The 23,124-nt window shown below is 44.7% G+C and carries 16 protein-coding genes; 7 read left to right on the forward strand and 9 right to left on the reverse strand.

Annotation, left to right across the window (positions count from 1 at the left end; genetic code table 11):
- Position 1: 1 nt before the first annotated feature.
- Both J4N23_RS01755 and J4N23_RS01760 read left to right on the forward strand, forming a co-directional pair.
- A complete protein-coding gene (locus J4N23_RS01755; protein WP_207425284.1) occupies positions 2 to 2,827 on the forward strand; it encodes a glycoside hydrolase N-terminal domain-containing protein in 2,826 nt (941 codons plus the stop codon).
- A gap of 32 nt (positions 2,828 to 2,859) precedes the next feature.
- Positions 2,860 to 6,390: a malectin domain-containing carbohydrate-binding protein gene (locus J4N23_RS01760; protein ID WP_207425285.1), complete on the forward strand. Its 3,531-nt coding sequence runs from the start codon at positions 2,860 to 2,862 to the stop codon at positions 6,388 to 6,390.
- 51 nt (positions 6,391 to 6,441) lie between these two features.
- Here the strand turns inward: J4N23_RS01760 and J4N23_RS01765 are convergent, their stop codons facing one another.
- Complete coding sequence (locus J4N23_RS01765; RefSeq protein ID WP_207425286.1) at positions 6,442 to 7,023, reverse strand: alpha-ketoglutarate-dependent dioxygenase AlkB; 582 nt, start codon at positions 7,021 to 7,023, stop codon at positions 6,442 to 6,444.
- Between the two features lie 154 nt (positions 7,024 to 7,177).
- Between J4N23_RS01765 and J4N23_RS01770 the strand changes: the two genes are divergently transcribed.
- Both J4N23_RS01770 and J4N23_RS01775 read left to right on the forward strand, forming a co-directional pair.
- Positions 7,178 to 7,876 (forward strand): 3'-5' exonuclease, encoded by a 699-nt coding sequence (locus J4N23_RS01770; RefSeq protein ID WP_207425287.1) that lies wholly within the window; start codon positions 7,178 to 7,180, stop codon positions 7,874 to 7,876.
- Positions 7,873 to 9,777, forward strand: a complete 1,905-nt coding sequence (locus J4N23_RS01775; RefSeq protein WP_207425288.1) for a DUF294 nucleotidyltransferase-like domain-containing protein — start codon at positions 7,873 to 7,875, stop codon at positions 9,775 to 9,777. The genes J4N23_RS01770 and J4N23_RS01775 overlap by 4 nt, the downstream gene beginning before the upstream one ends.
- 21 nt (positions 9,778 to 9,798) lie before the next feature.
- Here J4N23_RS01775 and J4N23_RS01780 read toward each other — a convergent pair whose 3' ends face one another.
- Entirely contained in the window at positions 9,799 to 10,173 is a 375-nt protein-coding gene (locus tag J4N23_RS01780; protein WP_207425289.1) for an STAS/SEC14 domain-containing protein, read from the reverse strand.
- Between the two features lie 99 nt (positions 10,174 to 10,272).
- Entirely contained in the window at positions 10,273 to 11,790 is a 1,518-nt protein-coding gene (locus J4N23_RS01785) for a malate:quinone oxidoreductase (RefSeq protein WP_207425290.1), read from the reverse strand.
- A gap of 219 nt (positions 11,791 to 12,009) precedes the next feature.
- Here J4N23_RS01785 and J4N23_RS01790 point away from each other — a divergent pair, with 219 nt between their 5' ends.
- A complete protein-coding gene (locus tag J4N23_RS01790) occupies positions 12,010 to 12,597 on the forward strand; it encodes a DUF4202 domain-containing protein (protein WP_207425291.1) in 588 nt (195 codons plus the stop codon).
- 58 nt (positions 12,598 to 12,655) lie between these two features.
- Here the strand turns inward: J4N23_RS01790 and J4N23_RS01795 are convergent, their stop codons facing one another.
- The gene (locus tag J4N23_RS01795; RefSeq protein ID WP_207425292.1) at positions 12,656 to 14,284 is read right to left on the reverse strand and encodes an ABC-F family ATP-binding cassette domain-containing protein; all 1,629 of its coding nucleotides are present in this window, start codon (positions 14,282 to 14,284) and stop codon (positions 12,656 to 12,658) included.
- Positions 14,285 to 14,631: 347 nt separating this feature from the next.
- Entirely contained in the window at positions 14,632 to 15,684 is a 1,053-nt protein-coding gene (locus tag J4N23_RS01800; protein ID WP_207425293.1) for an alpha/beta fold hydrolase, read from the reverse strand.
- 103 nt (positions 15,685 to 15,787) lie between these two features.
- Here J4N23_RS01800 and J4N23_RS01805 point away from each other — a divergent pair, with 103 nt between their 5' ends.
- The gene (locus J4N23_RS01805; protein ID WP_207425294.1) at positions 15,788 to 16,552 is read left to right on the forward strand and encodes a DUF72 domain-containing protein; all 765 of its coding nucleotides are present in this window, start codon (positions 15,788 to 15,790) and stop codon (positions 16,550 to 16,552) included.
- A 42-nt stretch (positions 16,553 to 16,594) separates the two neighbouring features.
- Here J4N23_RS01805 and J4N23_RS01810 read toward each other — a convergent pair whose 3' ends face one another.
- Together J4N23_RS01810 and J4N23_RS01815 are read right to left on the reverse strand one after the other, a co-directional pair.
- On the reverse strand, positions 16,595 to 19,228 hold the full coding sequence (locus tag J4N23_RS01810) for a glycoside hydrolase family 3 C-terminal domain-containing protein (protein WP_207425295.1): 2,634 nt from the start codon (positions 19,226 to 19,228) through the stop codon (positions 16,595 to 16,597).
- A 124-nt stretch (positions 19,229 to 19,352) separates the two neighbouring features.
- On the reverse strand, positions 19,353 to 19,613 hold the full coding sequence (locus J4N23_RS01815; RefSeq protein ID WP_207425296.1) for a hypothetical protein: 261 nt from the start codon (positions 19,611 to 19,613) through the stop codon (positions 19,353 to 19,355).
- Positions 19,614 to 19,841: 228 nt separating this feature from the next.
- On the opposite strand from J4N23_RS01815, the gene J4N23_RS01820 reads away from it, so the two are divergent.
- Complete coding sequence (locus J4N23_RS01820; RefSeq protein WP_207425297.1) at positions 19,842 to 21,944, forward strand: 7TM diverse intracellular signaling domain-containing protein; 2,103 nt, start codon at positions 19,842 to 19,844, stop codon at positions 21,942 to 21,944.
- A gap of 73 nt (positions 21,945 to 22,017) precedes the next feature.
- Here J4N23_RS01820 and J4N23_RS01825 read toward each other — a convergent pair whose 3' ends face one another.
- Both J4N23_RS01825 and J4N23_RS01830 read right to left on the reverse strand, forming a co-directional pair.
- Positions 22,018 to 22,617: a hypothetical protein gene (locus J4N23_RS01825; protein WP_207425298.1), complete on the reverse strand. Its 600-nt coding sequence runs from the start codon at positions 22,615 to 22,617 to the stop codon at positions 22,018 to 22,020.
- Positions 22,604 to 23,101, reverse strand: a complete 498-nt coding sequence (locus J4N23_RS01830) for an RNA polymerase sigma factor (RefSeq protein WP_207425299.1) — start codon at positions 23,099 to 23,101, stop codon at positions 22,604 to 22,606. The genes J4N23_RS01825 and J4N23_RS01830 overlap by 14 nt, the downstream gene beginning before the upstream one ends.
- Positions 23,102 to 23,124 lie beyond the last annotated feature (23 nt).

Consider the following 23,124-nt stretch of genomic DNA (forward strand, 5'->3'; position numbering starts at 1 on the left):
CATGAATTTTTCCCTTAGCAGATTTACTCTTTTAACCCTCCTGTGTGCAATACTGGCAAGTTTGAATCGAAGCTTTGCCCAGGGGCAGGATTATAAGCTCTGGTATAATCGTCCGGCTCAGAAATGGACCGACGCCTTGCCTATTGGAAATGGCCGCCTGGGAGCGATGGTATTCGCAGGTCTGGAATCCGATCGGATTCAGTTTAACGAAGAAACGTTGTGGACAGGCGAACCGAGAGATTACCATCGGGAAGGTGCTTCTGCTTATCTGGCTGAAATCCGCCGGCTTGTAGCAGAAGGAAAACAAAAGGAAGCTGAGAAGCTCGCTGCTGACAAATTCATGGGAATGAAAAGCACCGAGGGGCAGCGAGAGAAATGGTTTGCCGACATGCGGGCTTTCAAAGGAATGGACGGTGATCCAAGCCAGGAAAGCTACGATGATAGCAAGTGGGTAACCTTCACGGTACCAACTTACGAAGGCTGGGAAACTGCAGGTTTGGAGGGTTTGGACGGAGCCGTATGGTTTCGTACTACTTTTGAAGCACCTGCAAGCTGGGTTGGAAAAAATATTGTCCTTGACTTGAACCGCATCCGCGATCAGGATTTCACCTACGTGAACGGCAAACTGGTTGGAACCACCGACGGCACAGAGGGAAGAAAGTATATCATCCCGAAGGATGTGATAAAAAAAGGCACGAACACTATCGCCATCCAGGTATTAAACTACACCGATAAAGGTGGGATTGCCGGCTACAAAGATACAAGTCGTCCAATTGCAGTTTACCCGGAAGGCAGCGATGCTAAGTCTGGGATCTCACTGGTGAAGCCATGGAAATACCGGATTCAAAACGATGAGCCGCCCGCTGTTCCAAAATTTCAGGCAGATTATCAGCCTTTCGGCGATGTTCACTTAACCTTCAAAGGGACGCAGGCGGCCAAGAACTATCGCCGTGAGTTGGATTTGAGCACAGCGATCTCGCGTACTACATATTCAATCAATGGCGTCAATTACACGCGCGAATACTTCGTAAGTCAACCCAATCAAGCAATTGTAATTCATCTTAGTGCCGACAAGAAAGGAAGCATAAGTTTCGAAACTCTTCTCAGCAGCCCGCACAAAAAATCGCTGGCGAAGAAGATAGATGATAGAACCCTTGCACTTTCACTGCAGGTTCGCAATGGGGCTTTAAGAGGAGAGAGCCTCCTTCGGGTGGAAGCAAAAAAAGGAAAAGTAACACTTGTAAACGACCGTATCCTCGTGGACGGAGCCGATGAAGTGACCCTCTATCTCACGGCCGGAACAAACTATGTGAACTATCAGGATGTGAGCGGAGATCCCCTGGCTGCTTGTCGCGATGCCTTGGCAAGCCTGAAAGGCAAGAAATATGCACGCGTAAAAGCGGATCATGTCAAAGAGTATCAGCAATACTATAAACCCTTTTCTATTACACTGGCAAAAGGTCCGAATGCCGATCTTCCTACAGACGAACGATTGGTTAAATTCCATCAGGCTGTAGATCCTTCTTTTGCCGCTTTGTATGTTCAATATGGAAGATACTTGTTGATTTCCAGTTCAAGACCCGGCACTCGTCCGGCAAACCTCCAGGGAATTTGGAACGATTTGCTTTCACCTCCCTGGGGTAGCAAGTACACGACCAATATTAACGCGGAAATGAACTACTGGCCAGCCGAGCTGCTGAACCTGTCGCCGATGCACGAACCATTTTTCAAGATGGTCGAAGAGCTTTCGCAGCAGGGCAGAAAAACAGCCAAAGCACACTACAATGCCAATGGCTGGGTGCTACATCACAATACAGATTTATGGCGTGGAACTGCTCCGATCAATGCATCTAACCATGGAATCTGGGTAGGAGGATCGGGTTGGGTAAGTCAGCATTTGTGGGAGCGCTATCTGTTTACACAGGATAAAGCCTTTCTGAGAGACCGCGCTTATCCGATCATGAAGGAAGCAGCGAAATTCTACGCCGAGTTTCTGGTGAAGGATCCAAAGACCGGTTGGCTGATCAGTACACCTTCCAATTCACCTGAAAATGGTGGCCTTGTTGCTGGTCCAACTATGGACCATCAGATCATCCGTACACTATTCAAGAATGTAATTGAGGCAAGTGAGATTTTAGGCGTAGACGCAGAGTTCCGCAGCTTGATGAAGGAGAAAGTTCCGCAGATTGCTCCAAACCAGATTGGTAAACATGGACAGCTGCAGGAGTGGCTACAAGATATCGACGATCCGGAAAACAAACACCGTCACGTTTCTCATCTCTGGGGCCTGCATCCGGGTAACGAAATCAACTGGGACGACTCACCTGAACTGGTAAAAGCAGCGCGTCAATCGCTCATTATGCGTGGGGACGAAGGCACTGGTTGGAGTCTTGCCTGGAAAATTAACTTCTGGGCCCGCTTCAAAGATGGGGAACATGCCATGCAAATGGTAAAAATGTTACTCAGACCGGCAAGCGGAAACGGCGGATCCTACGTTAATCTTTTTGATGCACATCCTCCTTTTCAGATCGATGGAAATTTCGGGGGTGCAGCAGGGATCGCTGAAATGCTAATCCAGAGTCATACCAAATACATCGACATCTTACCGGCACTTCCTGCTCAGTTTGCTGAAGGAACCGTAAAAGGTATTCGTGCACGGGGCGGCTTCGAACTGAACTTCAGCTGGAAAAACGGAAAACTGACGAATGTTGAAGTACTATCGAATGCTGGCGAGAACTGTGTGTTAAGATATGCAGGTAAACAAATTAGCCTTCCCACCAAAAAAGGGAAGAAGTACAAATTCAACGGAGAATTACAAAAATTATAAAGAGCTTCTGCCTCAGCAGGGCTGGTTAGGATATGATTGTGACTAAACGAACCATTTATTTACTAGCTTTTATCTGCGGGATAAACCTTAGTGCCTTCGGGCAGGCAGGTATTCGTAAAGATATTTCGCTTGACAACGGCTGGCGCTCTATAGCGAATGACGAAGATAAAGAAGCCTATAAAGGATTTGAAAAAACCTCTTTTAACGATAAAAACTGGGAACAGGTAAACGTTCCTCATAACTGGGATCAGTACCATGGTTACCGCCGACTAATGCACGGCAACCGACACGGTTATTCCTGGTATAGAAAGACGTTTACTACGGCCGATAAGAAACCTGGAAGCCGGTACTTCCTCTGGTTTGAAGGGGTAGGGTCCTATGCAACGGTATTCCTGAACGGCAAGCAGGTGGGCTATCACGCAGGAGGACGGACTTCTTTCACACTCGACGTGACGGATGCCATTAATCTTAATAACAAGCCAAATCTTCTGGCCGTAAGGGCTGATCATCCTCCTCATATTCAGGATTTACCCTGGGTTTGCGGCGGCTGTTCTACCGAAAGGGGCTTCTCTGAAGGATCTCAACCAATGGGAATCTTCCGGCCTGTTCACCTCATCGTTACCAACGAAGTACGGATAGAGCCGTTTGGGGTGCATGTGTGGAATGATGCTTCAGTGAACGAGAAATCAGCCCTGTTGAATCACAGTACCGAACTGAAGAACTACGGTAAGTCCATAAAAAATTTACGAATTGTCACCACGGTTAATGATAGAGCAGGGAAAAAAGTTGCTGAATCTTCTGAGGAGCTAAAAATTGCTGCAGGATCTACGGTAACTACCAAAGGAAAATTAACGGTTACCAATCCTACACTTTGGTCTGTTGAAAATCCTTACTTGTACGATATTCACACGAAGGTTTACGAGCAGGGTAAACTGCTGGACGAGCTGAACACTGCTTATGGTATTCGCTGGATCAGCTGGCCAATCGGCAGGAAGAATAATGATAAACGCTTCTTCCTGAATGGCAAGCCGGTCTTCATTAATGGAATTGCAGAGTACGAACACCTAATAGGCAATAGCCACGCTTTTAGCGCTGAGCAGGTATCCTCTCGTGTTCGCCAAATGAAGGCAGCCGGCTTTAATTCTTTCCGCGATGCTCACCAACCACATAACTTCCGATACCATGAATTTTGGGATAAGGAAGGAATTCTTTGGTGGACACAAATGGCGGCTCATATCTGGTATGACACCCCGGAGTTCAGAAAGAATTTCAAAGAGCTGCTCACCGACTGGGTGAAAGAGCGCAGAAATAGTCCTTCAATTATCTTATGGGGACTGGAGAACGAAAGTACCTTGCCGGAAGACTTTGCCCGCGAATGTACTGAGCTTATCCGTAAGCTGGATCCAACGGCATCTTCCCAGCGTTTAGTGACCACTTGTAACGGTGGTTCAGGTACCGATTGGGATGTTCCTCAGAACTGGACGGGCACCTATGGCGGTGATCCTAAAACGTACGATCAGGATGTGCAGCGGCAAGTTCTGATAGGAGAGTACGGGGCATGGAGAACACTTGACCTGCACACCGAAGGTCCTTTTAATCAAAACGGACCTTACAGCGAAGACCGAATGTCTCAGCTAATGGAAATGAAGGTACGCCTGGCTGAATCAGTAAAAGATAAAACTTCTGGTCACTACTTCTGGCTGTTTACATCACATGATAATCCCGGCCGGGTGCAGGGAGGAGAAGGTCTTCGGGAACTTGACCGGATTGGACCTGTGAATTACAAAGGCTTACTTACTCCATGGGAAGAGCCGCTGGATGTATTCTATATGTTCCGGGCCAACTATGCTCCCAAAGAAACGGAACCAATGGTCTACATCGTTTCACATACCTGGCCGGAGCGTTGGCTGAGTCCCGGCAGGAAAGACAGCATTACCATTTACTCTAACTGTGATGAAGTAGAGCTGTTTAACGACGTAAACAAGGTTTCCCTGGGAAGAAAGAAGCGCGGAGGAATCGGGACGCATTTCCAGTGGGATAATGTCGATATCAGGTACAATGTGCTGTATGCAAAGGGTTATGTGAAGGGCAAAGAGGTAGCAACAGACTACATTGTTCTCCATCATCTTCCTCAGGCACCGAGCTTTAACGACTTCTACAAAAATGCAAAAAACATCACAGCTCCTGAAAAAGGCTTGAACTACCTGTATCGTGTAAACGCAGGCGGACCAGACTATAAAGATGAGAATGGAAATATCTGGATGGCCGACAGGCATCGCAGCAGCGACAAAACCTGGGGCTCTGTTTCCTGGACGGACGATTTCGCTGAGATGCCTCCATACTTCGCCAGTCAACGGCATACCCATGATCCGATCAAAGGCACGAAGGACTGGAAACTGTTCCAGAATTTCCGCTACGGGCGTGATAAGCTGAAATATTTCTTCCCCGTCCCGGACGGTGAATATGTAGTTGAACTATATTTTACTGAACCTTGGTTAGGAACCGGAGGCGGAATGGATGCCACAGGAATGCGTGTGTTTGACGTAGCTGTTAACGGTCAAACCGTCCTAGATGATGTGGACATCTGGAAGGAAGCAGGCCATGATGCCGCTTTGAAAAAGACAGTGAAAGTGAAGGTAAAAGGCGGACAGCTGGTACTATCTTTTCCGGAAGTAAAATCGGGGCAGGCCCTCATTTCAGCCATCGCGATCGCTTCCACAAAAGACAAGATTCAGCCGGCTCCAGCTTCTCCATTACTAATTGAGAACCAAGGCGGCAAGCTAAAAACAAGGAGTTGGATGGACACAGGTAATCCTGTATACGCTGATAATCAGCAGGAGGTATTTGTAGCCCTGCCATCCTATCTGCATGGCGCAGAATACATTCAGAATACCGCCACTTCAAATTCCTCTGTCCCATCTTTCAAGGTGAGCTTTGACGCCGATGTGTATATCGCTCTGGCTGCAAAAGCTGCATCAGCTCCGATATGGATGAAGGATTATGAAGAACAACCCGGAGAGGTTGTCACCACTGCGAACGGAGGCGAACGCTTTAAAGTTTTCCGCAAACGCTTCAAGGCGGGAGAAACGGTTCAGGCAGGCGCGGTTGCAGGTAAGGCAATAGTTGCAGTAAACCCCGCTTCAAACATTCAGCCAGCTTACGACCTGAAGAAAGCGACTTCCTACAAAGCTACCGAAGCTGTGTTCAAAGGAACCGGCCTCACCAAAGAAGTATTGATGGGACGTGAACGAGTGGTATTTAAGAGAGCGTCTGGCGATGTTCTGGAGTTTACCTTCTCAACGGGAGTAGCGGACACGTACTCACTTACGTTGAAATACCATAATCCTTTCCAGAAAGATCTTAAAGGAAAGATAGAAATCCTTGCAGCGGACGGAACGGTGATGAAGAAAGCTGAGGATGTAGTTTTTGCTCCAACCAAAGAAGGCAAATGGAACTATTTCAATACCAACACCGGAACAATGATCAATGCCGGTACTTATAAGGTAAGAATCATAGCAGACGATGCAGCGAATCTGGCCATCGATGCTTTGGATGTTCAATAAGTTTTAACCTCAGTAAGGAAGAAAAGCAGCTATGAATTATAGCTGCTTTTTTTATGAGTTAGCCGTGGGCTTTAGCGTCCTCAAGGTAATTGAATAGCGCAACTCCTTAACGGGGGCAATACTATGCTCCCAATCCGACCTCGCCGGTCCCTGGATCACGTATGCTGATCTTCTTTTCGCATCTAAGGAAATAATCGAGCCTCGACCTTGTTTACCTTTATCATACCGGCGAAATCGAAATTTACAATCGCTGTTAAGAGAAACCCCAATGATGGCGTCAAAAGGAGGAGCGTCGCGGTGCCAGTTGATGACAGTTCCGGGGGCGTACTCAGTCACCAACAGCTCGGCAAGGTCGCTACTATCAAAACTTAAAAGAGATGCGCATTTACTGATCAATGGCTGAAACTCACCTGGAATTGGTCTTCCCTGGGATAAGGTTCGGCTTTGAAAATCCCAGTCGTATCCAAAACTTGCCACCTTTCGCTTCGCCTCATAGCCCTGAAAAACAAAAGTCTTCAATTCTATCCTTTTCACTAACTGGAGCAAGTAATCCTCCTCTGCTTTTGACAGGAAATCCGGGTAATATTGAAAGCCTTCCGGTTGCAGTGGCAAGGATGGAAATAACGTATTCATAATTTAAAAACAGAAAAGCACTCCATTAGATTAGCCGAATTAAGATTTCAAGTGAATTTTATAGGGATTATTTTAGGTCATTTATACTGCTTTTATCAGGCGAATTCTATATTTGGAAACCCGATTAAGTCTAAGCGGCTCTGAAAGTTTTAAAGTGAAAGATTACCTTCTATTTATCGATACCGAAGCATCAGGAGTACCCAAAAGCTGGATAGAGCCCTATGCAAAAAAGGGTAATTGGCCTTATTCAGTCCAGGTATCCTGGTTGGTCTACTCGAGCGATGGAAAAGAAATCAAGCGCGAAGACCACTACATCGGGGATCAGGACTTTAAGATTTCCGACTCGTCCATCAAAATCCATGGCATTACCCGTTCTTACCTTGACACTCATGGAGAAAACAGAAAGACAGTAATGCAATTGTTAGCGGATGACCTTAACAGGTACACTCCCCTGGTAATCGGACATTTTATGGAGTTTGACTATCATGTACTGGCGGCCGACTTTTTTAGGTCAGATATTCAAAATCCGATAGCAACAAACGCACTTCCAGTTTTCTGCACCATGGTATCTACAACCAGATTCATGCAAAATCCTATAAGGAAATTCATGAAATTGGGAGAGTTATACCAAATGCTATTTAATAAACAGCTGGAAAAACCGCATAACGCAATTTACGATGCTAAAGCTACCGCTGATTGCTTTTTCGAGCTTCTGAAGCGAGGCGAGTTGACTCGCACAGAAGTAGAACAACAAAAGCTTGATTTGACGATTAAACAAAAAGATAAGGGCCCTTTCTGGCTTTTACTCGCTATAAGTTTACTGCTTATTCTATTTATCGCTGTTAATGCATGAATGAACGATTAGAGTTTTTAAGAACTGTAAAACCTTTTGATAAGCTCCCAGAAGAAGTTTTAACCACCGTGGCTGATCTTCTGGTGGAGGTGAGACATACGAAGGACGCCCTGATTTATCAACAGGAAGTTACTAAAATGAAAGGCGTCGACATCATTGTGGAAGGCGAATACGAGACCTTCTTTTATGATAATGCCCATAACAAGCGACTGGTAGAACATCATGGCAAGGGTCACTGCTTTGGGGGTATATCAATTCTCCTGAACAGAAAAAAATCCCTTCGAACGGCAATAGTAAAAAAGGGGACGATGGTTTACTTTCTGCCTCGTAAGGAGTTCAAAGGACTGTGCCAGGCCAACGACGAGTTCTTCCACTTTTTCATTGCAGAATATGGTAAGCGAATGCAGAACGAGGATTTCGCTCATTTTGCTAAAAGACCAGCTTCGTTTGATGAGAGCTTCATAGCTTCAGACCAACTGTACTCGCGTAAAATAGAGAGCATTGAGTCGCGCGATATTATATCTTGTAGCACCAGCACGCCCGCCTTTGAAGCTGCACGTTTGATGGGAACTCACAAGCTGAGCTGTCTATTTATACGAGATGAAGCGAACACTATCGTTGGCTATGTAACTGATATTACCTTACGGGATAAAATTATTGCCGAACTGGGTGACCCAACTCAGCCTGTTGGTGACATTATGGATAAACCAATTGTCTCTATCAGTCCGCAGGCTTATGTGCACGAGGCAATATTGATGATGTTCAGAACCAAAACACGCTACCTGCTGGTAGAAGATGGAAGGCAGTACAAAGGCTTTATCAGCCGCAACAAACTGCTTAGTGAACAGGCACAGTCGCCGCTGGTCTTCATACAATCTGTAAAGCTGGCTTTGTCCGTAGACGAGCTGAAGCTGAAATGGGAGAGGGTCCCGCAAATTGTTACGCAGCTTCTTAGCAGGGGAGTTAACTCCGAGATTGTAAACGACGTAATTACTACTATCTCTGATACCATTGCCGTCAAGGTAATTGAAGGGGTTATTGACGAAATTGGACAGCCGCCCGCCAAGTTCGTATTTATGGTACTAGGCAGTGAAGGCCGGAAGGAACAAACGCTGAAAACCGATCAGGACAACGCCATTATTTATGAAGACAAGGCAAATGAACACCGGGAGCTGGTACGGGAATACTTTTTAAAATTTGCAGCAATGGTGTCTGAGCGTTTAGACTACGTTGGCTTTAGCTATTGCACCGGTGGTTTTATGGCCAGCAATCCAAAGTGGACGCACTCTCTGTCGCACTGGAAGCGAAACTACATCAGCTGGATGCAAGAGTCCCTTCCAGAAACAGTGATCAAGTTTTCCACCTTCTTCGATTGCAGACTGATTTTCGGCGAGCAATCTATTATGGATGAGCTGAAAGATTTCCTGGACGGGGAACTGCAAAAACCGATGGAGAAGTTGTTTTTCCATATGGCCAAAAATGCACTACAATACGAACCGCCTCTTACTTTCTTCAAAAACATTAAGACGATAACAATAGGGGCACATGAGGTTTTTGACATCAAAAAAGCGATGACGCCGATTGTTGATTTAGTACGCGTTTACTCGCTCAAGCACCGGATTTTTAAAGTAAATACGGGAGAAAGAATTAAAGCTTTGAAAGAGATAGGCGTATTTAAAGAGTCTGAATATATGGAGCTTATGCAGTGTTATTATTTCCTTATGGGGATGAGACTTAAGAAGCAAGCTAGCCAGATCATTCAGGATAAGGTCAGTCCGGATAACTATATCGATCCTAATGCGCTAACGAAGATAGAGAGAGTGACACTTAAGGAAATCTTCCGGATCATAGGAAACTTCCAGGCCAAAATAAAAATGGAGTTTACGAACAGTCTTTTTTAAGGGGAGTGGTTACCCCTAAAATTAGATCGGCTTGTCGGGATCGGCTTTCACCCATAGTAGTGCAATTTCCCGATCCCCAAGTTCAAAATACTTAATTCCTTTTCTTTTAACCAGAGAGGCTACCCTTGCGGCTATTTCCTGCCATTGCCTTTCACCCACCATCGCCACTCTTCCAAACTTCTGACCATGCACCAAGTCGAAAAGACCGTTTTCGAGAAAACTGGAAATCTCCCAACCTTCAAATGCTTCCATCTCAAAATACAGCCGAACATAACCAAACTGCTCTATCCTCATCCTAACGGCATCCCTATAGATGTCAAAGTCGCTATCTGTAAGCTTTGCAGTCACTTTAACCACCAAAAGGTCTCTTTCAGATTCTGGCAAAATCTTTATCATAATCAGCTAACAAGCTTATTTAAATATTGTTAGCTAATTCCAGCGAAACAAAAAAGGCCCGGAGTTATATCCGGACCTTACAATTCTATTCGACTTTGCTTATGCCTGTAGTGTTTCTGGCGTAGTTAGACCAAGGACTTCGCCGGTCCATTGCCTGGTTTCTTCACACAACTGGGCATCGGTGCTTAGATGCTTTCCAAAAGTCGGGATCAACTCCTTCAACTTTGCCTGCCATTCCGGCGACTTCATTTTATCTTTAAAGCAACGTTCCAGCAAGTTGATCATGATCGATACAGTGGTAGATGCACCCGGCGATGCTCCTAAAAGAGCGGCTATCGAACCGTCGGAAGCGTTTACAACCTCTGTCCCAAATTCCAAAATACCACCGTGCTTTGCATCTTTCTTAATCACCTGAACTCGTTGACCTGCAATCTCCAGCTCCCAGTCTTCCATCTTTGCATTCGGATAATACTCTTTCAGTGCCTCCAAGCGCTCTTCCGGCGACTGTCTAACCTGCTCGATCAGATATTTGGTAAGTGGAATATTGTCCAGACCAGCGGCAAGCATTGGCCTAATATTACTTAGTTTTATTGATTTGATAAGATCGAAAAAGGAACCTTCTTTCAGGAACTTAGTAGTAAAACCTGCATAAGGACCAAAAAGAAGAGCTTTTTTACCGTTGATCATGCGCGTATCAAGGTGAGGAACAGACATCGGAGGCGAACCAACTGAAGCTTTGCCGTATACTTTTGCCTCATGACGCTCGATAATCTCCGGATTAGTACATTTCAACCATTGACCGCTGACCGGAAAGCCACCATAACCTTTGCTCTCAGGAATACCAGATTTCAGCAACAAGGGCAAAGATCCGCCACCAGCGCCAATAAACACGAACTTAGTGCGCACGCTCTTGGTATCACCTGTCGAAAGATCCTTCATTCCCAGGTTCCAGAAGCCTTTTGAATCTTTATGCAGGTTCCGAACTTCATGATAAAAATGAAGGGAAACACCGTCCATTTGTTTCAGCTTGTTGAACATACAACGGGTAAGAGCTCCAAAATTAACATCCGTACCGATGTCCATTTTTGTTGCAGCCACCTTTTGAGCAGCATCTCTTCCTTCCATCACTAAAGGAACCCATTCAGCAATCTGGTTGAAATCTTCTGAATATTCCATCCCTTTAAACAAGGGATTTTCAGTTAAAGCGGCGTATCGTTTCTTAAGGAAACTAACATTCTCATCGCCCCAGACAAAGCTCATATGCGGAATACTGCGGATGAAGGAACTTGGCTTATCTAAGAAGCCCTTCTCCACCAAACTCGCCCAAAACTGTCTGGAGATTTCAAAAGATTCGGCAACCTTAATCGCTTTGCTGATGTTTACCGACCCATTTTCGAGCTCTGGCGTATAGTTCAACTCACAGAATGCAGCATGTCCTGTACCGGCATTGTTCCATGCATCAGAGCTTTCTGCTGCTGCAACGTCCAACCGTTCGTAGATTTCAATCGTAATATCTGGTTCAAGTTCTTTAAGCATCACACCTAAAGTTGCACTCATTATTCCAGCCCCAATTAAAACTACATCCGGTCTCCCTGGTTCATTATTTTTACTAGTCATGATTCAATTTATCAACACGTATGCGTTTTTCTAATACTACATGATTTTTCAGGGATTGTTCTGCAGCGCGATAATTTTGCTAAGTCCACAATGTGACTTTCAAAATTTGCAATTCCCTTAAAATGAGTCCAAAAATAATAATTTAAGCATAGAAATTAAAGTATTTTTTTGTTTAATTAGCAACTTTATAAAGAGTTTGTTAAAAAAATTACAATAAAAATGAAAGCTGACCAAATGGAAGAAGCGTTTCGTCTTTTTGATGACTACAACAAGATGGATCCGAATAAATTTATGTGGGAAGGAGAGTTGTATCCAGCCGAATACTTCTATAGCCTGCAACTGTATAACTGGGTGTTGAAGTTGGATGATGCACCAAGCCCGGAACTGCTACTTGCGTCAAGATGCCAGCATATAGGACGCTGGGAAATTGCCCGTAATTCCTATCCTGCAAACAAGGCTGGCTACCTCCGCTGGAGGGCTGATTTGGCAAAATATCACGCTACCAAAGCAGGCGAAATCTTAAGGCAACTGGCATTTGCCGAAGACCTCATAGAAAAAGTACAGCAAATTGTATTGAAGCAAAAGTTAAAATCAGATCCGGATGTGCAAACTATGGAAAACGCGCTATGCCTCGTCTTCCTTCAATTTCAATACGAAGATTTCCTGACGAAGCACGATGACCTGAAGATGATCAGGATATTGCAGAAAAGCTGGAGCAAAATGGACGAAGCGGGTCACAAGGCCGCCTTTACGCTAAAATTCTCTGAACGGGGAAGAGCGCTGATAGAAAGAGCACTGGGCTCTTAATTATAAACAATTAAGGCAGCTCTGGTAGCTGCCTTACTTATTGTAATACTATTTCCTTTTAGGCGAGTGCGTAAAGTTCTTCGCGTTGTTGCTTTACAATATCGCTGCTAATGTACTCATCGTAACTCATCAACTTATCAATAATTCCGTTCGGAGTAATTTCGATAATTCTGTTAGCTACAGTTTGCGTCAACTCGTGGTCACGGGATGTAAATAGTATCGTTCCCTTAAAATCTTTCATTCCGTTGTTCAAGGCCGTGATAGACTCAAGATCCAAGTGATTGGTCGGCTCGTCAAATAGCAGCACGTTCGCTTGCTGAAGCATCATCCTTGAGAACATACAACGCATCTTCTCACCTCCGGATAATACGTTACATTTCTTCAGAACCTCCTCGCCTGAGAAAAGCATTTTACCCAAAAAGCCTCTGATAAACTGTTCGTCTTTTTCACCTTCAGAATATTCGCGCAGCCAGTCGATCAAATTCAGGTCTTTTCCTTCAAAGTACTCAGAATTGTCATTCGGAATATCGGCTACGTTTATCGTTACGCCCCACTTAAACTCGCCGGAATAATCTTTATCCCTGCCGGTAAGAACGTTATAAAAGGCGGCCGTTGCCAAGCTGTTCTGAGACAAAACGGCAATCTTATCACCTTTGTTAACCATGAAACTAATGTCGCCAAATAGCTGCTCGCCTCCTGAAACCTTCCGCAAATTCTCTACCTGAAGGATTTGATCGCCGGCTTCTCTGGATTGATTATTAAACAAGATAGCAGGATATTTCCGGTTAGAAGGCTTAATCTCTTCCAAATTGATTTTATCCAACGCCTTCTTACGGCTGGTTGCTTGTTTAGACTTCGAAGCGTTAGCGCTAAAGCGTCTGATGAACTCCTGCAGCTCTTTTACTTTATCCTCGAGCTTCTTGTTCTGGTCGCTGCGCTGACGCAAAGCCAGCTGGCTTGACTCGTACCAGAAAGAATAGTTTCCGGTAAAGATGGTCATCTTGCCAAAATCAATATCTACAATGTGCGTACAAACGGTATCCAAAAAGTGCCTGTCGTGTGATACCACTAATACGATGTTCTCATATCCCGCAAGGAAATCCTCTAGCCATCCGATCGTCTCGATGTCAAGGTCGTTGGTCGGCTCATCCAGCAGAAGTATATCCGGATTGCCGAACAGGGCTTGTGCAAGTAACACCCGCACTTTTTGATTACCATCCAGTTCCTTCAACAACTTGTAGTGCTGATCTTCTTTAATTCCGAGGTTGCTCAACAGGGTAGCGGCATTGTTTTCTGCATTCCACCCGTCCATCTCAGCAAATATATTCTCCAGCTCTCCGGCCCGCTCACCGTCTTTCTCGGTAAAGTCTTCTTTAGCATACAAAGCATCTTTCTCCTTCATGACGCTGTAAAGCTCCTTGTGACCCATCAACACCGTTTCAATCACAGGAAACTCATCAAACTCATAGTGATTTTGCTTCAATACCGCCATACGCTCGCCGGGAGTAAAACTTACAGAACCGGATGAAGGATCTACGTCGCCGGATAGGATCTTCATGAAGGTAGATTTACCTGCACCGTTTGCACCGATAACACCATAGCAGTTACCGTGGGTGAACTTTAAGTTAACGTCTTCGAAAAGCGTGCGTTTGCCGTAGCGTAAAGATAGATTGGATACCGTAATCATGCTTCAAAAATTGAGGTGCAAAAGTAGGCATATTCTACAAGATAAACGAGCATCTGAGGGATTTATTAGGTATGATGGAAAACTAATGACATTTAAGTATTTATGCCGAAACTATCTCATTACCTGACAATTCTATTCTCCAAAGCGATTTCAATCGATATGAAATCTAGAATGAGCTTTACTGATAATTTATCTTTTTACTGGTCATTAGTTAAAAAGCTGAAAGCCTTAGCAGTAGTCTTAATACCTTGGACGTACTGGAGCAGCCAGTCGCCCATTAGGGCTAGGAATCCAAGTGAATATTTGCTAGACCGGCCCCATTAGCAGGAAGAGATGTCCTGCAGCCATCAAACACTAGCACGATTTTCTAACTCGTCTAACAATTCAAGGATTTGTCGGGATACCACCCCTGCATGATCTTCAACCGCAAAATGCTTTCCCTGTGGGATGGTAATCAGCGGAGCTTTGAGAGCATTCGCAAGAAGGGTGGCAGATTCCAGACCGAGAGGATCTTGTTCTCCCCATATCACCCTTTTCGGGATTGAGAGCTCTACAGACTTTAGTACTTCAGCTGTATCCAGCACCTCTGCAGATTGAAAATCGTGGAGCTGGTGAGCCAAGGCTTTCGGTCCTCCTGACCAGTTATAAGGAGCCCAAAACAACTTGAGCGACTCATGTTTGACAACCTTACTTGAGTGCCCTAAACTTGCCATCATGCCTTTGAACAACGGATTCAGAAGAGTAGGAGACAGATTGTCAATCCCACCGGGGGCAAACTTTGTTATCCAGTTAATAGTCGCTGGCAAATTATCCGGGCTCGCAGAATCAATTAGAACAAGACCGGCAAACAGTTCTGGCTTATTTGCTGCCAGCCGCTGAACAACGGCTCCTCCCAAATCATGCGCCACAAAAACTGCCTTCGAAACTCCCAGATATTGCAACCACTGGTATAAATATTCTGCCTGGGCAGCTACGGAAATATCACGCCCGCACCCTTCTTTCATCGACCAACCAAATCCTACCAACTCATATGCAAGGCATTGCCGTTTTTTTTCTGTAAGGTTCGGTATTACATATCTCCACACCCTTGGGTTGGTAGGAAGTCCGTGAACCAGTACCACTGGCACTCCATCTGCATTTGCCGTTCCATGTTCCTCCCACCGCATGCGAATTCCATTGACATCCGCTGACTTTGAATTCTCCGCAACCGCGATAGGTAATTTCTTTTTAGCCGCGTCTCTTTTTGAAGTGAAGTACCAGGTTAAGAGCTGCTGAACTGCAACAGAAAATAAAAATGATTGAGCTTTTGTCTTTCTAAGGGGGCCTGCGGCGAGGGCCGCGGCTCCAAGTCCCGTCACCAGATGAATAGTAGGTTTTTCTGATAATTGTTTAGTTTCCATAGGTGTAGCATGATAAAAAACAACTCTAACACCAGGAATTTGTTCTTTAAAATACGAAGAAGTCCCGCCATCAACATCCTGCTTCTTAACTTGTTCATCCTTTATGGACTTAAGCAGTAGAAACCTTTATACCGGGGCAAGCGGAATTGTGCTTCCTGTACCCAACAAATCCCTTTACCCACCCGAATTTCAAGAGCGAAGCAGACTGGAATACTACGCATCATTATTCAACAGCCTGGAGGTTAACAGCTCTTTCTATAAGCTACCTATTGCAAAAACAGTTAAGAGATGGGCAGAATCCGTTCCGCAACACTTTAAGTTCACCTTTAAGTTATGGAAAGAGATCACGCACGCAAAAGGGTTAAATTTTTCTGATGAGCATCTGGAGGTATTTTTTGAACGAATTGGTGAAGTAGGAGAGAAAAAAGCCTGCGTCCTGGTTCAATTTCCGCCGAGCGTGGGGGTAGAACATATAGCAGCATTTGAACGGCTTCTTAGAAAAATCCAGGAGACAAATGCAGCATACGGCTGGCGAATAGCGGTAGAATTCAGAAACCGAAGCTGGTACCGCGATGACATCAGCGACTTACTTGATGAATACAAGGCATCCATGGTTATACAAGATCTTCCAGCTTCAAGTCCGCCCATACCTGAGGAAATTCTGCACTTCGCATATTTACGATTCCACGGACCGAATGGCGGTTACAGGGGGAGTTATTCCGACGATTTTTTGTCTGAATTTGCTTCGTATATCCAAGAGTGGGAAGAAGAAAAAAAGACCGTATTTATATATTTCAACAATACGATGGGCAGCGCCGTCCAGAACCTGATGAGCTTGAACAAATATCTGCGGCAGGGGGGAGGGTAATAAAAACAAAGGAGGCCGCAGGAGCCTCCTTTGTTACAGGCATTAAATAGAAAGGGTTAAATTCCCTTCTACTGTTTTTCTACTTGACTTCGTGGTTGCGTCCGGCTGACTGCCGCCAACGCTCACTACGATCCTTCCTTGAACGTCTTTAGCAGCACCGTTTTGATCAATTACTTTCAAATCTTGCGGGCGGAGCATAAAGCTCACTACCTTGCTTTCTCCACTCTTCAGGTGAATTCGTTGAAAACCTTTGAGCGCTCGGATCGGCGTTTTGATGCCTTGAGCCGCATGGGTAAGGTAAAGCTGAACAACTTCCTCGCCATCTCTTTTTCCGGTGTTCGTCACCTTCACGCTGACCGGTACCGCAGCTCCCGCTTTTATTACCTGGGGAAGTTTAAGATCGCTGTAGGAAAAACTAGTGTAGCTTAAACCATGTCCGAAGCTATACAAGGGCTTGCCGGTAAAGTAGCGGTAAGTCCGGTTATTCATGGAATAATCGTTAAAGTCAGGCAAGTCCTTGTCGCTTGCATAAAATGTTACGGGCAATCTACCGGCAGGATTGTAATCACCGAATAAAATATCGGCGATAGCGGTACCCGCAGATTCCCCGCCGTACCAAGCATTGAGAATAGCCGGGACATTTGCCGACTCCCAGGGAGTTGCAATAGCGCTACCTGTCATCATCACAAAAACCAAGGGTTTACCCGTTGATTTCAAGGCTTTCATAGCTTCGGTTTGTACTTTTGGCAACAAGATACTGGTACGGTCGCCGCCATCAAATCCAGGTTCATTCACCTTCATTTCTTCGCCCTCGAGCTGAGGGGAAATACCCCCTACAAAGACTATGGCATCAGCATCCTTCACTCTTTTTGCAAGCGCATTAAAATCTGTCTTTGCAAAATTTCCAGCTCTCAGTTTTATAGAAGCCTTACCGTCAGCCTGGTAATATTCCAGCACCAATCGGTAAGTTTTCCCTTTGACGGTCGAAAGTTTATAATTTCTTGCTCCCCATCTATTCCTGGTCCAGGCATTTAGTACTTCTTTGCCGTCAATAAACAAACGGTAGCCGTCATCGCCTTCCACCTCGAAAGTAATGTCTCCGTCGGATGTTGCCGTAAAATCACTACTGTACCTTGCTGAAAAATCATAGGCCTTCATGTCCGACACTACTACCTGACCTTCCTGCCAAAAATGATTTACATCCTGCTCGATTCTCGTGACAAGAGGACTGCCTTTTAATTCCTTGTTATTGAAATACTCTGCTTGTACACCAGGCTTGCCGTTAAAACTATATTGCTTGCGGACATCCTTGTAAACCAGCAAGGTGTCTTTAGTGAAGGTAGTGGCTGGCTCATATACTACTTGCACATCCTTGCCAACCTTGTTTCTTATACCTTGTAAAGCAGTTACAATTTCGCTGGGAATACCGTTATAATTTCCAAGTACAGCAATCGAGTTATCAGCATTTGGACCAACAACTGCAATTTTCTTAATCTTTTTATTAAGTGGTAACGTGTTCTGCTCGTTCTTCAGCAGCACCATCGACTGTCTCGCCATCTTTAGAGAATGAGCTTTGTGAGGAGCACTCTCAATGACAGAGGCAGGAGTTTGAGCGTACTTAACCATCGCTACAGGATCAAACATCCCAAGACGAAAACGAATGGAAAACAGACGCTTAACAGAAACGTCTATCTGCCTTTCTGTTATCTTGCCTTCTTTCACTGCCTGCACAAGAGCTTTGTATGCATCCGTCCCACAATCGATATCTGTTCCGTGTAACACCGCATCCGCGGAAGCGCTGGCGGCATCTGGGTGAGTTTTATGATTTTTAAAGAAATCATCAATTGCCCAGCAGTCGGAAGTAACATAGCCGGTAAACTTCCACTGATTGCGTAGAATGTCATTCATTAGCACATCACTACCGCAGCAAGGCTGCCCCTGGAAGGCATTATAGGCACACATCACACCCGCGACCTTGGCATTCACCACTAGTTCTTCAAAGGCTGGCAGGTAAGTATCCCAAAGATCATATTTACTTGGATTAACGTTAAAAACATGCCTAAGAGGTTCGGGGCCGCTATGAACAGCGTAGTGCTTAGCACAAGCCGCAGCTTTTAAATATTTAGGGTCGTCTCCTTGCAAGCCATGCACAAAAGCTTTACCGAGCATGGCAGTGAGGAAGGGGTCTTCTCCGTAAGTTTCCTGGCCGCGCCCCCAGCGTGGGTCACGGAAAATGTTAATATTTGGAGTCCAGTAGGTTAACCCGACGTAACGTTGTCCTGATTTACCGTCGGCGATAGCCTTATTATAAATCGCCCGTCCTTCCAATGCTGAAAAATCGGCCATCGTAGCAAGCGAGGTAGTATCGAAGGTAGCCGCCATGGCAATTGCTTGCGGATACACGGTGACTTTATAAGGAGTTCGGGCCACCCCGTGCAGCACCTCGTTCCACCAATCATAGGAAGGAATACCCAGACGGGGAATGGCTGGTGCGGCGTTGAGCATTTGGGCGACTTTTTCTTCCAGGGTCAAGCGAGACACCAAATCATCAACTCGCTTTTCCAAAGGAAGATCAGGGTCTTGAAAGGGATAATCATAGTTCGTTTTTTTCTGAGAGACAAAGGAGGCTGACGTAATAAAAACAACAACTGCTAGAAGCGTAAATAACTTTTTCATTCTTGCGGCTTAGTAGGTTAGTAACTTGTATGCTAAGGCGAATTTAAAAAAACCAATGCAAACGTTGGCATAGAATCGTAAGAAAGTTGTGACGAAGTGATAGGAGAGGTCGTTATCCGAGAAATCAGTTGATTAGTTTTACCGAGTAAGTCAGCAGGTTGTACTCTACCAACTTCAGCGGCTTTTCGCCCTTCATAAGAAAATAAGCACCGGTTTGGTTATCGTGCACTTCAGCCAGTCGGTCCTTAGGGTACGACGCTAAAAATTCTCCAGGTGTTTTAATCTCCCCAAGTTCTATCAGCTTCTCACAAAGTGCATCGTGCAGCCGTTGTTCAAAACTTCCGGCATCTTCATAGTTCCCGTCTGCGCTGGTGTCATTTTTCATATTGCAAGCATCTGAAGAATTTTTCTTTTTTACAATTACTATTATCCTGAGTAAAGAAAACGCCGACTGGCTTTTAAAAACATTAATTTAAGATGTACCTTAGCCAAAAGGCCATCAACTCACTTCAAGTGCGTTTTATCCACTGAGGGTTAGCAACAAAAATAAGCCATTACTGCGACTATGTTTTACACGCTGTTATCAAAGAAGTTTCTAGTTGCTTCTTTAATAATGTTTCTTGCCTTCTGCTGTAAGGCACAGGTGCTTATCACCGATCAAACTAAACGATTAAAAATCGGAGCGCAACTGGAGCTTCTTCAAACGGAAGAAGACCTGAAAATTGAAGAAGTGATGCGCTCAACCAACTTCAAAAAAAGCGGATCCCATGTTCCCAATCTGGGCGTTAATTCAAACAAACAGTATAACTGGGCGCGTTTTTCAGTTACAAATAAGAGCTCAAACCCTGTTGTGTTCTTAGACCTGGCTTATCCCTTAATTGACAGGATTGATCTTTACGCTGTCACTTCATCAGGGATCGAACAGCGGGTAACTGGCCAGCTGCAACCCTTTGAGCTAAGAGCAATAAAACATCCAAACTATATTTTTGATCTTCGAATTCCTAAAGATTCAACGGTTACCTATTATCTGCAAGCAGTTAGCGCCGAGCCCATTTTCCTTCCTATTAGTATTGGCCGGCAGCGACATCTATGGGAGCAGCTTAATACAGAAACCCTCATAGTCGGCATTTTCGTAGGGATTTCTCTTGTCATGATTGCTTACAACCTTTTTTTGTTTTTCTCGATCAGGGACACCAGTTACCTTTGGTATATAACTTATGTACTTTTTTTGTGCTTAACCCATGTCGGGATCAAAGGCTATTCGTACCAATATCTTTGGCCCGGAAACCCGGAGTTCGAACAAAAAAGCGTGATTTTTTTTGCTTGTTTAAGCAGTATTGGAGGACTCATGTTCGCCAATACTTTTCTCCGCACGAGAGATTACTCCAAAAAGATGTTCATGGTTTCCTTGTTCCTGGCTGGACTTTTTGCTCTGTCATTTGTACTCACCGCCTTAGGCAAGCTGGCCGCAGGTTTTCAACTGATGCATCTGGCAACCATATTTTTCACCCTGATGATCCTGCCAATGTCTTACATCTCGGTAAAGAGAGGCTACCGCCCCGCTAGGTATTTTTTTGCAGGGTGGTCTGTTTTTACAATCGGAATGGCCATTTTTATCCTCAAAGACCTCGGAATTCTTCCCTATAATTTGTTCACCAGTTACTCGGTGATCGCCGCCTCCGCAGTAGAGGTTTCCTTGTTGGCCTTCGCACTTGCCGACCGCATCAAACTACTAAAAGCAGAAAAAGAGAAGTATCAGGAAGAACTGGTTCAGGTGGCACAACAGAACGAACGTATGGTTCGCGAGCACAACATCCTGCTAGAGCAGGAAGTAAAAAACAGAACCTCGCAGTTGAACGAAGCAAATTCAGAACTGATGCTGACCCTGAATAATCTGGAGATAGCTCAAAACCAGTTGTTGCAATCGGAAAAAATGGCTTCTCTTGGCTTTCTTTCACGTGGGATTGCTCATGAGATTAACAACCCCATCAATTTTGTGGCTGCTAATGTATCTCCTTTGCGTCGGGATGTAGATGAATTGTTTCATCTGATTGAGATGATGGAGGAGTTGATCAATTCCAAAGCTTCAGTACCCGAGAAGAAAAAACTATTAAGAGAATACAACGAGAAAATTGATTTTGACTATCTGAAAACGGAAGTGAACTATCTGTTCAACGGTATTGCGGAGGGATCAGGCAGAACGCTTAAGATTTTAGATGGGTTAAGAATCTTCTCCAAAGTACATGAAAACGATTTGAAGTATGTCGACATCAATAGGGGACTTGACTCTACTTTATTGATTATCAACCATCTTCTAACAAAGATCCGTCTAGAAAAGAAATATGCGGATTTACCTGCTTTAAAATGCTATCCCGGAAAACTAAACCAAATCTTTTTGAATATTTTACTGAATTCTATTCATGCTATTCAGCTGAAATTCGGCGACGAGCAGGGCGGCGCTATTGAAATAGCAACCGGCGTGAGGGATAACGCACTTTTTGTTAGCATAAAGGACAACGGAATTGGAATGGAGGAAGCTGTAAAGGAACGAGTCTTTGAACCTTTCTTCACCACGAAGGAATTCGGAGGAGGGGCCGGGCTCGGAATGTCCATATCTTACAATACGGTTAAAAACCACAATGGAGATATTGAGGTGCAGTCGACGGTGGGTGAGGGCTCGCAGTTTACAGTGTGGTTGCCGGTAGAGCAAAACTGATAGGACTTACCGTATTACGAGGAAGGTTGGTCGCTGAGAATAGGAAAAGTGCGGGTACCTCGTTTCTAAGGGCCTACTCGTCCTCTTCAAACTGCTTCTTCAGTTTCTCCAGACTCTCTATCATTTCTCCAAGACGATCCTGCTCTTTTCTTATGTATACCCGCATCAGGAAAGCACAGGCTACAAACCAGGCAATTGTAAATCCGACGCCAGTCAGCGTTTGCCAAAGTGGTGCGGTGAAGTAGACCTCCACGAAGTAAAGTGCAAAAGCCAATCCTATAAAAACACTATAAACGGTGTATTTTTTCGTATTCAGCTGATAACGCTTCCGCTGATAGAACTTCAGGTATTCGACATACTCTTCCGGTTGCTTTAACAGCGCATCGCTATTCGAAATACTTCTATAATCTGCAATCTGCAACACGATGTAGTACAGGCAGCAAAAAATAAAAATAAGAATAGAGAGGTGAGAGGTCCACATGCTGAAAGCCTTTGTTGCCCAAATAAGCACAAAAACAAGTATAGCAACTGACATTCCCAAGGTCTCGAAAAGAAGCTTACTTGCAAAACTACTCTTTGACCTTCGTACTTCCTTCAGCACCTCGTCCTCACTCAGCCGCGGCGCGGAAACCTGACCCTGCCATATACCTCTCAGTGCATCAAAATCTTTCATATCTGTTATATATTTCAGTCAGTTTGTGTTTGATCCGATGTATTTTCACCCTTAGATTCCCCTCAGAAACACCGGATATTTCCGCAATCTCGGAATAAGGGAGTTCATCTAATACCATTGTAATGATGATACGTTCATTCTCTTCCAACTGGGAAATACATTTATAAAGAAGAGCTACCTGCTCATTTTTCTCTGATAATTCTTCGTGTTTATTCTCGATGATATTATCGGTCAGCTCGTCTTTAGCCATTCGCTTTTCTACTCTCAACCACGAAAGGCATGTATTAACAGCGATCCGGTAGATCCAAGTGGAGATCATGGCCTGGTTGCGGAATTTGTCCAGGCTTTGCCAGACTTTAAGAAAAGTTTCTTGCATGAGGTCGTTTGCCGCCTCCTCATCACCGGTATACCCGTAACACAAATGATAAATCTTTTTCGAATTAGCCTTAAAAATCTCTTTAAAGCGAGCTTCCTTACTGGACATTTCCTTTAAGATGCTTGTTTAAA

The organism is Pedobacter sp. SYSU D00535 (assembly GCF_017355855.1).
GTDB lineage: Bacteria > Bacteroidota > Bacteroidia > Sphingobacteriales > Sphingobacteriaceae > Desertivirga.